Genomic DNA, 7,748 nt, shown 5'->3' on the forward strand with positions numbered 1-7,748 from the left:
GGGCCGGGTCGTCGTCCAGGTGCCCGAGGAGCCGCCGGCGCGGGGCGCGGCCCAGCCGCAGGTCCGCGGCGGCCGCGTCCCGTACGGCCTGGGCGGTCTCCCGGGCGAAGCCGCCCGCGCCGACGATCAGCAGGTCCTCGGTGCCCGGACCCGCCGCCCCGTCCGGCCCGTTCGGGCCGCTCATCCGCCGGCCCGTTCGCGCAGCACCGCCACCACCCGGTCCTGCTGCTCCTCGGTCATCGTGTGGAACAGCGGCAGGATCAGCGAGTCGCGGCTGATCCGCTCGGTCACGGGCAGCGCCGCCGCCCCGTGCCCGGCGTACGCGGGCTCCAGGTGCGAGGCCATGATCCCGCGCCGGGCCGAGATCCCGGCCTCGGCGAGGACCGCGAGCAGTTCGTCCCGGCCGACCGGGAACTCCTCGGTCAGCAGCACCCAGTACGACTGGAAGTTGCCCTCGCCGTGTGCCGGGTCCCGGACGGGGCGCAGGCCGGGGATGCCCGAGAGCAGTTCCTCGTACCGGGCGGCCAGCTCGCGCCGGCGGGCCACGATCTCGTCCAGCTTGCCGAGTTGGACCAGGCCGACCGCGGCCTGGATGTCGGTCATCCGGTAGTTGTAGCCGACTTCCAGGTAGCTCTCGGCGATCGGCTTGCTGCTCGCGTGCCGCTGCGCGGCGGACACGTTCATGCCGTGCTCGCGCAGCCGGCGCAGCCGCTCGGCCCATGCGGCGTCGTCCGTGGTCACCATGCCGCCCTCGCCGGTGGTGATCACCTTGCGGGGGTGGAAGGACCAGGCGGCCAGCAGGGCTCCGTGGCCCACCGACTTGCCGCCCACGGTCGCGCCGATGCCGCAGGCGGCGTCCTCGACCAGCGGGACGCCCCAGTCGGCGCAGGCTTCGCGCAGGGCGTGCACATCGGCCGGCACCCCGCCCTGGTGGACGGCGAGCACGGCCTTCGTGCGCGGGGTGCGCACCGCGTCGACGGTGGCCGGGGTCAGGTTCCCGGTGGCCTCCTCCACGTCCGCGAACACCGGGTGGGCGCCCACGTAGCGCACGGCGTTGGCCGTGGCGATGAAGGACAGCGAGGGCACGATCACCTCGTCGCCCGGGCCGAGGTCCAGGGCGATCAGCGCGAGGTGCAGACCGGTGGTGCAGGAGCTCACGGCGATGCCGTGTTCGGCGCCCACCCGCTCGGCGAAGGCCCGCTCGAACTCGGCGACCCGCGGGCCCTGGGCGACCCAGCCGGAGAGGACCGCGTCGGCCGCCGCCCGCGCCTCGTCCTCGCCGAGCCAGGGGATCATGACGGGGATGCGGGCCGGCCCGTCCTGGGCGGGCGTGGTCCCGGCGCTCATCGGCCCGCCTCCGCGGCGGGGGCGTCGCCGGGAGCGGACTCGGCGGCAGCGGCCGCGTCGGCCTCCCGCTCGGCCCGCCACCAGTCCACCAGGTCCTTGAGGCCGGTGCGCAGGTCTATGTCGGCCGTGAAGCCGAGGCGCTGCGCGGCCTGCGAGGTGTCCGCGAGCCGGCGGGTCACGCCGTTCACGGCGCGGGCCGGTCCGTGCTCCGGCGCCAGGCCCTCGGCGCCCATGGCCTCCAGCAGCCCGTTCGCGAGGTCGAGCAGGCTGGTCTCGGAGCCGCTCGCGACGTTGAACACCTCGTCGGTCAGGTCCGATTCGGCGGCCAGCAGGTTGGCCCTGGCGATGTCCCGGACGTGGACGAAGTCCATGGTCTGGGTGCCGTCGCCGAGGATCAGCGGCGGCTCGCCCGCGGCGATCCGCTCCATCCACCGGATCAGCACCTCGGTGTACAGGCCGTGGATGTCCATCCGGGGGCCGTACACGTTGAAGTAGCGCAGTGCGACGTAGTCCAGGCCGTACATGGCGTGGAAGCTGCGCAGCACGCCCTCGTTGAAGGCCTTCGCGGCCCCGTAGAAGGTGTCGTTGTTGTACGCGTGGTGGCGCTCGGTGGTCGGGAAGGACTCCGCCATCCCGTAGACCGAGGCCGAGGAGGAGGCGATGACCTTGCCCACCCCGGCGGCGGCAGCGGCCTCCAGCACGTTGAACGTGCCGTCGACCATCACCTCGTTCGCCAGCCGCGGCTCCTCGGCGCACTGGGTGATGCGGATCGCCGCCAGGTGGAAGACCAGGTCGGCTCCCTCGGTCGCCTTGCGCACGGCGGCGACGTCCCGGATGTCGCCCTCGACCAGGTCCACGACGCCGCTCGGCAGGGCGCGGGCCAGGTTGGCGGTCCTCCCCCGCACGAAGTTGTCGAGCACGACGATCTCGCGCGCCCCGTTGTCCACCAGCAGGTCCACCAGGTGCGAGCCGATCGTGCCCGCTCCGCCGGTTACCAGAATCCTCTTGCCTCGTACGCTGCTCAACGCCCTGCCCCTACTGAGTCGGTCATGGTGTTTCCCGTCGTGCCCGACGCCGCGCCGCGCGCGGCCCCGGGCACGGATGCTTCGTGAACTGTCAACGTCCGGTGCGCAGTCCGACGACCGCGCCGCGGAACTCCAGGCTCCTGGAGGCCGCTTCGAGGATGTCGAGTACCTGCAGGCCCGCCCGGCCGTCGGTGAGCGCCGGCCGTCCGCCCCGGATCGCGGAGGCGAACTCCTCGACCATGGTCCGCAGGGCCTCCTTCTCGCCGAGCGCGGGAGCCACCATGTCGCCGGTCCGGTAGGAGACGAGCATGTCGCGGCGCTCGTCCGCGCCGATCTCCTGCGGGGCGGTCAGGTCCACGCCCCGGTCGAACACCGCGACGCGCTGGGTGGGGTTGAGGTCGTCCCACACCAGGGTCCGCTTGGAGCCGCCGACCATGGTGGTGCGGACCTTGACGGGGGACAGCCAGTTGACGTGCACGTGGGCGATGGCGCCGGTGTTGAGCTGGAGCGTCAGGTAGGCCACGCAGGACTGGCCGGCTCCGATCGGGTCGGCGCCGTGCGCCGCCACCGCGACCGGGTGGACGTTCTCCGGGAGGATGAAGTCGAGGACCGACAGGTCGTGCGGGGCCAGGTCCCACAGGACGTCGATGTCCTTCTGGACCAGCCCGAGGTTGATCCTCACGGAGTCCACGAACTGGATCTCGCCGAGTTCGCCGGAGCGGACCATGTCCCGGATGCGGGCCACCGCGGGGGTGTAGCAGTAGGTGTGGTCGCACATGAGGGTGAGACCGCGTTCCTCGGCCTCGTTCACCAGCCGCAGACCGTCCTCGTACGTGGCCGCGAGCGGCTTCTCCACGAGGACGTGCTTGCCGGCGCGCAGGGCGGCCAGCGCGACGTCGAGGTGGGTGCCGGCCGGAGTGGCCACGGCGACGGCGTCGACGCCGGGGTCGGCGAGGACCGCTTCGTAGTCCGAGGTCGCCTGGACCGTGGAGTATCCGCCGAGCACCTGCTTGGCGCGGTCGACGTTCAGGTCGCAGAGCCAGCGCAGCCGGAACTCCGGGCTGGACTGGAAATTGCGGACCAGGTTGGGGCCCCAGTAGCCCGCGCCGACGACGGCCACGCCCAACGGCCCCGCAGGCGTCCCGCCTGCGGCTCCGGCGCCCCGCCCCACGTCCTTCGCGGTGTCCTTCACAGCGTTCCCTTTCCTTCCGCGCACGCCCGAGGGCATGTCGACGACCCATGGCCGGGACGCGTGCGAAGGAAGGGGGTGCCGTCGACGGCAGGCCGGGCCGCCTGCGCGACCCGTCTGCGACCCGCCCGACGGCGCTGGCCCCCACGACCGATGCCGTACGTGTTCCACGTACTTCCGCCCCCCGGCCGTCCGGCACCCCTCGCGCCGGTCCGGCCCCGGGCAGGCGGCCTGTTCCCCCAAGCCGCCGCGCCCGTCCCTGACTCAACTTCCCTGCACCGATCGGATCATGGCGTCGCCGAAGCACGCCGAATCCGGTCGGCTGGGTTCAATCTAGACCACCGCGCGTACCCCCGGGGAGAGTTGGAGTAAACGGTCGGTACAGGCGTTCGGCCGTGCATACTTCCGGGGTGACCAGCATCGTGATCCCGGCCCACAACGAGGGCCGGGTCATCGGCCGGCTCCTCGACGCGCTCCTGACCGGAACCCCGGACTCCGGGCCCGACATCGTCGTGGTGTGCAACGGCTGTACCGACGACACCGCCGCCGTGGCGGGCGCCCGCGGCCCCCGCGTCCGGGTGGTGGAGATCCCGACTCCCTCCAAGCACCAGGCCCTCCGGGTCGGCGACGAGCACGCCAAGGGCTTTCCCCGGCTGTACGTGGACGCCGACGTCGAGGTCGGGGCCGCCGACGTACGGGCCCTGGCCGGCGCCCTCTCCGACCGCCCGGAGCTGCTCGCCGCGGCCCCCGGCCGCGATATCCCGCTGTCCGGCTGCGCCTGGCCGGTCCGGGCGTACTACCGGGTCTGGCAGCTGCTGCCGGCCGTCCGCGAGGGGCTGTTCGGGCGCGGGGTCATCGCCGTCTCCGCATCGGGCCACGCGCGGATCGCCGCCCTGCCCCCGCTGATGGCGGACGATCTGGCCGCCTCCCTGGCCTTCGCCCCCGCGGAGCGGAGCGTGGTCGAGGCGGCCCGGGTCGTCGTGCACCCGCCGCGCACCTGGGCCGACCTCATCAAACGCCGGGTCCGGGCGGCCACTTCGTCCGCCGAGCTGGAGCGCTTCCAGGCCGCGCGGCCCGCCGGCCCGGCCTCGTCCGTACCGTCCGCGCGCACCGGTGCGGGAGACCTGCGGGCGCTGCTCCGGGCCCAGCCGCGGCTGCTCCCGGGGGTCGTGGTGTTCGTGGTGGCGGCCCTCGCGGCCCGCCGGGGCTCCCGCAAGGCCATCGCCAGCGGGGACTTCTCCACCTGGCTGCGCGACGAGAGCAGCCGGCAGGGCTGAGGCCCCGCGACCGGCCCGGGCAGCCCGAACTCCCGGGCAGCCCGGTCGGCCCGATCTGCGCGAGCGGCCCGGCCGGCCGATTCGAGCCGACCGGCCGAATCCTGCCGTACGAGGCCCAGTTGGCCCGTACAACCATTAGGGTGCCACTCGTACGTACGAGTGACTCAGACCGTCTGCACCGGGAGCTCGGAACCATGTACCTCGCGGACCGCTCCGCGCCGGCGGGCGCGAAGACCGCACCGGACGGAGGCCCCACCCGGGCCCCTGCGGTCGCTTCGGCCGTCCTCGCGCTCGGCACGGTCAGTCTGATCACCGACGTCTCCTCCGAGATGGTCACCGCCGTCCTGCCGCTCTACCTGGTCGCCGGGCTGGGCCTGAGCCCGCTGGGCTTCGGCGCGCTCGACGGCCTGTACAACGGGGTCAGCGCACTGGTGCAGTTGACCGGCGGCCACCTCGCCGACCGGATACGCAACCACAAGCTGATCGCCGGCATCGGCTACGGCCTGTCCGCGCTGTGCAAGCCGCTGCTGCTGCTCGCCCACAGCCTCGGCCCGGTGGGCGTGATCCTCGCGCTGGAACGCACCGGCAAGGGCCTGCGCACCGCCCCGCGCGACGCGCTCATCTCCCTGTCCACGCCGCCCGAGTTGCAGGGCCGAGCCTTCGGCGTGCACCGCGCCATGGACACCACCGGCGCCCTGCTCGGCCCCCTCGCGGCCTTCTTCATCCTGAGCCTGACGGTCGACGGGTACGACGCCGTCTTCGGGGTCAGCGCCTGCATCGCCGCCCTGGGCGTCGTGGTGCTCATGCTGTTCGTCCCGTCCGGCGCCGCCGCCGCGGGTACGGCTCCCGCCGAGGCCCGGCCACGCCCCGCCGCGACCCCGGAACCCGGCTCCGCCACCGCCACGGGCGCCGCCACCACCGCTCCCGTCGGCGTCCCGGCCGAAGCCGGGCCCGCCGCGCCGAAGCCGGGCGCGGTGAACGTGCGCGAGGCACTGGGCCTGCTGCGCCTGCCCCGGCTGCGCGCCCTGGCTGCCTGCGCCGCCCTGCTGGGGCTGACCACCGTCTCCGACGCCTTCCTCTACCTGCTGCTCCAGGACCGCACCGGCGTCGGCGAGCGCTGGTTCCCGCTCCTCCCCCTGGGCACCGCCGCCGTGTTCCTGCTGCTGGCCGTGCCCGCCGGCGCGCTCGCCGACCGGATCGGCCGCCGCACCGTGTTCCTGACCGGGCACGCCCTCCTGCTGACCGGCTACGGCCTGCTGCTGTGGGCCCCCGCCTGGCCCGCCCTGCCGTACCTGGTCCTGGTCCTGCACGGCATGTTCTACGCCGCCACCGACGGGGTGCTGCCCGCCGCCGTCGCCGCGACCGTCCCGGCGAAGCTGCGGGCGACCGGGATCGCGCTCGTCGGCACCGGCCAGGCCCTGTCCCGCTTCGGCTGCTCGCTCGCCTTCGGCGGGGCCTGGACGCTCTGGGGCTCGGGCCCCGCGCTCACCGCCGCGGCGGCCGGCCTGTGCTGCTGCGCGGCCGTCGCCGGATTCGTACTCCGCCCCACGGCCCCGGACGGCGCACCCGTCCCGCACCCCCGACGCACCCCAGGAACCCGAGGAACCCGATGACGCGCTCACGCCGGCTGCTCGTACTCGCCCTGGCCGTGCTGCTCCTCGGAGGGGTGGCCGGCGCGATGGTGGTACGCGCCGCCGCCCGCTCCGAGCAGACCAAGGAGGGCGATCCGACGGCCACCGAGGGCCGGGTCACCCTCGACCGGAAGGACGGGCTGGCCTTCCTCAACGGTGCTCAGGGCCCGCACCGCGGGGCCCTCGTATCGGTGCCGGCCCAGTCGCCCCAGGCCGGGCGCACCGCCTCCTCCCTGAACTGCCAGCGGTTCTACGCGGCTTCCGGCACCGGTGTCTGCCTCAACTCCTCCCCCGGCGCGCTCGCCCAGGACAACAAGGCGATCGTCGTCGACTCGGAGCTGCGTACGGTGCGCAGCTTCCCGCTGGCGGGGACCCCGTCCCGGGCCCGGGTCTCGCCGAGCGGCCGGTTCGCCGCCTGGACCGTCTTCGTCGCCGGGGAGTCCTACGGCGCGGCGTTCTTCTCCACGCGCACCTCGATCGTGGACACCCGTTCCGGCACGGCCGAACCGGACCTGGAGAAGTTCTCCATCGAGCTGGAGGGCCGCCCCTACAGTTCGGGGGACGTGAACTTCTGGGGGGTGACGTTCTCCAAGGACGACGACACCTTCTACGCCACCCTCGGCACCAACGGCCAGACGTACCTGGTGAAGGGGTCGATCTCGCGGCGCAGCTTCACCACCCTCGCCAAGAACGTCGAGTGCCCCTCCCTGTCGCCCGACGAGACGAGGGTCGCGTACAAGAAGCGCGTGCAGCGCGGCGCGTCCCTGTGGCGGGAGCACGTCCTGGACCTCGGCACCCTGAAGGAGCAGCCGCTCGCGGAGAAGCGCAGCGTGGACGACCAGGCCCTCTGGCTCGACGACCGCACCCTCGCCTACGCCCTGCCGGCCGAGGGCTCGGTGGACACCACCGACGTGTGGACCGTTCCGGCGGACGGCACCGGCACCCCGCGCGTCCTGGCGCCGGCGGCCTCCTCGCCGACCCGCCTCGGCTGACTCAGTCCTCGGAGTCCTCGCCGGCGGCCCGCCGCCGGTACTCGGCGTTGATCCGCTGGGCTTCTTCCAGCTGGTCCTCGAGGATGACGATGCGGCAGGCGGACTCGATGGGGGTCCCCTGGTCGACGAGCTCCCGGGCGCGGGCGGCGATGCGCAACTGGTAGCGGGAGTAGCGGCGGTGGCCGCCTTCCGAACGGAGCGGGGTGATCAGACGGGCTTCGCCGATCGCGCGGAGGAAGCCCGGTGTGGTGCCGAGCATCTCGGCGGCCCGGCCCATGGTGTAGGCC

7 protein-coding genes and 1 pseudogene are annotated in these 7,748 nt (G+C 73.9%); 3 read left to right on the top strand and 5 right to left on the bottom strand.

The window, feature by feature from the left end; translation table 11 throughout:
* The 4 genes and pseudogenes from ACWGDE_RS33140 to ACWGDE_RS33155 all read right to left on the bottom strand — a co-directional run.
* Positions 1–184, bottom strand: a pseudogene (locus ACWGDE_RS33140) (hypothetical protein); the annotation flags it as partial.
* Entirely contained in the window at positions 181–1,347 is a 1,167-nt protein-coding gene (locus ACWGDE_RS33145; protein WP_453392752.1) for a DegT/DnrJ/EryC1/StrS family aminotransferase, read from the bottom strand. The gene ACWGDE_RS33145 and the pseudogene ACWGDE_RS33140, both read right to left, overlap by 4 nt.
* Entirely contained in the window at positions 1,344–2,372 is a 1,029-nt protein-coding gene (locus ACWGDE_RS33150; protein ID WP_453392753.1) for an NAD-dependent epimerase/dehydratase family protein, read from the bottom strand. The genes ACWGDE_RS33145 and ACWGDE_RS33150 overlap by 4 nt, the downstream gene beginning before the upstream one ends.
* Positions 2,373–2,463: 91 nt before the next feature.
* On the bottom strand, positions 2,464–3,564 hold the full coding sequence (locus ACWGDE_RS33155) for a Gfo/Idh/MocA family protein (protein WP_453392754.1): 1,101 nt from the start codon (positions 3,562–3,564) through the stop codon (positions 2,464–2,466).
* Between the two features lie 407 nt (positions 3,565–3,971).
* Between ACWGDE_RS33155 and ACWGDE_RS33160 the strand changes: the two genes are divergently transcribed.
* The 3 genes from ACWGDE_RS33160 to ACWGDE_RS33170 all read left to right on the top strand — a co-directional run bounded on the left by ACWGDE_RS33160 (position 3,972) and on the right by ACWGDE_RS33170 (position 7,461).
* Entirely contained in the window at positions 3,972–4,838 is an 867-nt protein-coding gene (locus tag ACWGDE_RS33160) for a glycosyltransferase (RefSeq protein WP_453392755.1), read from the top strand.
* Between the two features lie 194 nt (positions 4,839–5,032).
* Entirely contained in the window at positions 5,033–6,451 is a 1,419-nt protein-coding gene (locus ACWGDE_RS33165; protein ID WP_453392756.1) for an MFS transporter, read from the top strand.
* Entirely contained in the window at positions 6,448–7,461 is a 1,014-nt protein-coding gene (locus ACWGDE_RS33170) for a TolB-like translocation protein (protein WP_453392757.1), read from the top strand. The genes ACWGDE_RS33165 and ACWGDE_RS33170 overlap by 4 nt, the downstream gene beginning before the upstream one ends.
* Position 7,462: 1 nt before the next feature.
* On the opposite strand, the gene ACWGDE_RS33175 is transcribed toward ACWGDE_RS33170, so the two are convergent.
* A partial coding sequence (locus ACWGDE_RS33175) for a MerR family transcriptional regulator (protein ID WP_453392758.1) occupies positions 7,463–7,748 on the bottom strand: 286 nt, incomplete at its 5' end.

This window comes from Streptomyces sp. NPDC054956, assembly GCF_053609185.1.

Excerpts from the sequence above, each read along its gene's own strand:
- ACWGDE_RS33145 (WP_453392752.1), bottom strand. The coding sequence starts at position 1,347 with ATGAGCGCCGGGACCACGCCCGCCCAGGACGGGCCGGCCCGCATCCCC.
- ACWGDE_RS33170 (WP_453392757.1), top strand. The coding sequence starts at position 6,448 with ATGACGCGCTCACGCCGGCTGCTCGTACTCGCCCTGGCCGTGCTGCTC.
- ACWGDE_RS33165 (WP_453392756.1), top strand. The coding sequence starts at position 5,033 with ATGTACCTCGCGGACCGCTCCGCGCCGGCGGGCGCGAAGACCGCACCG.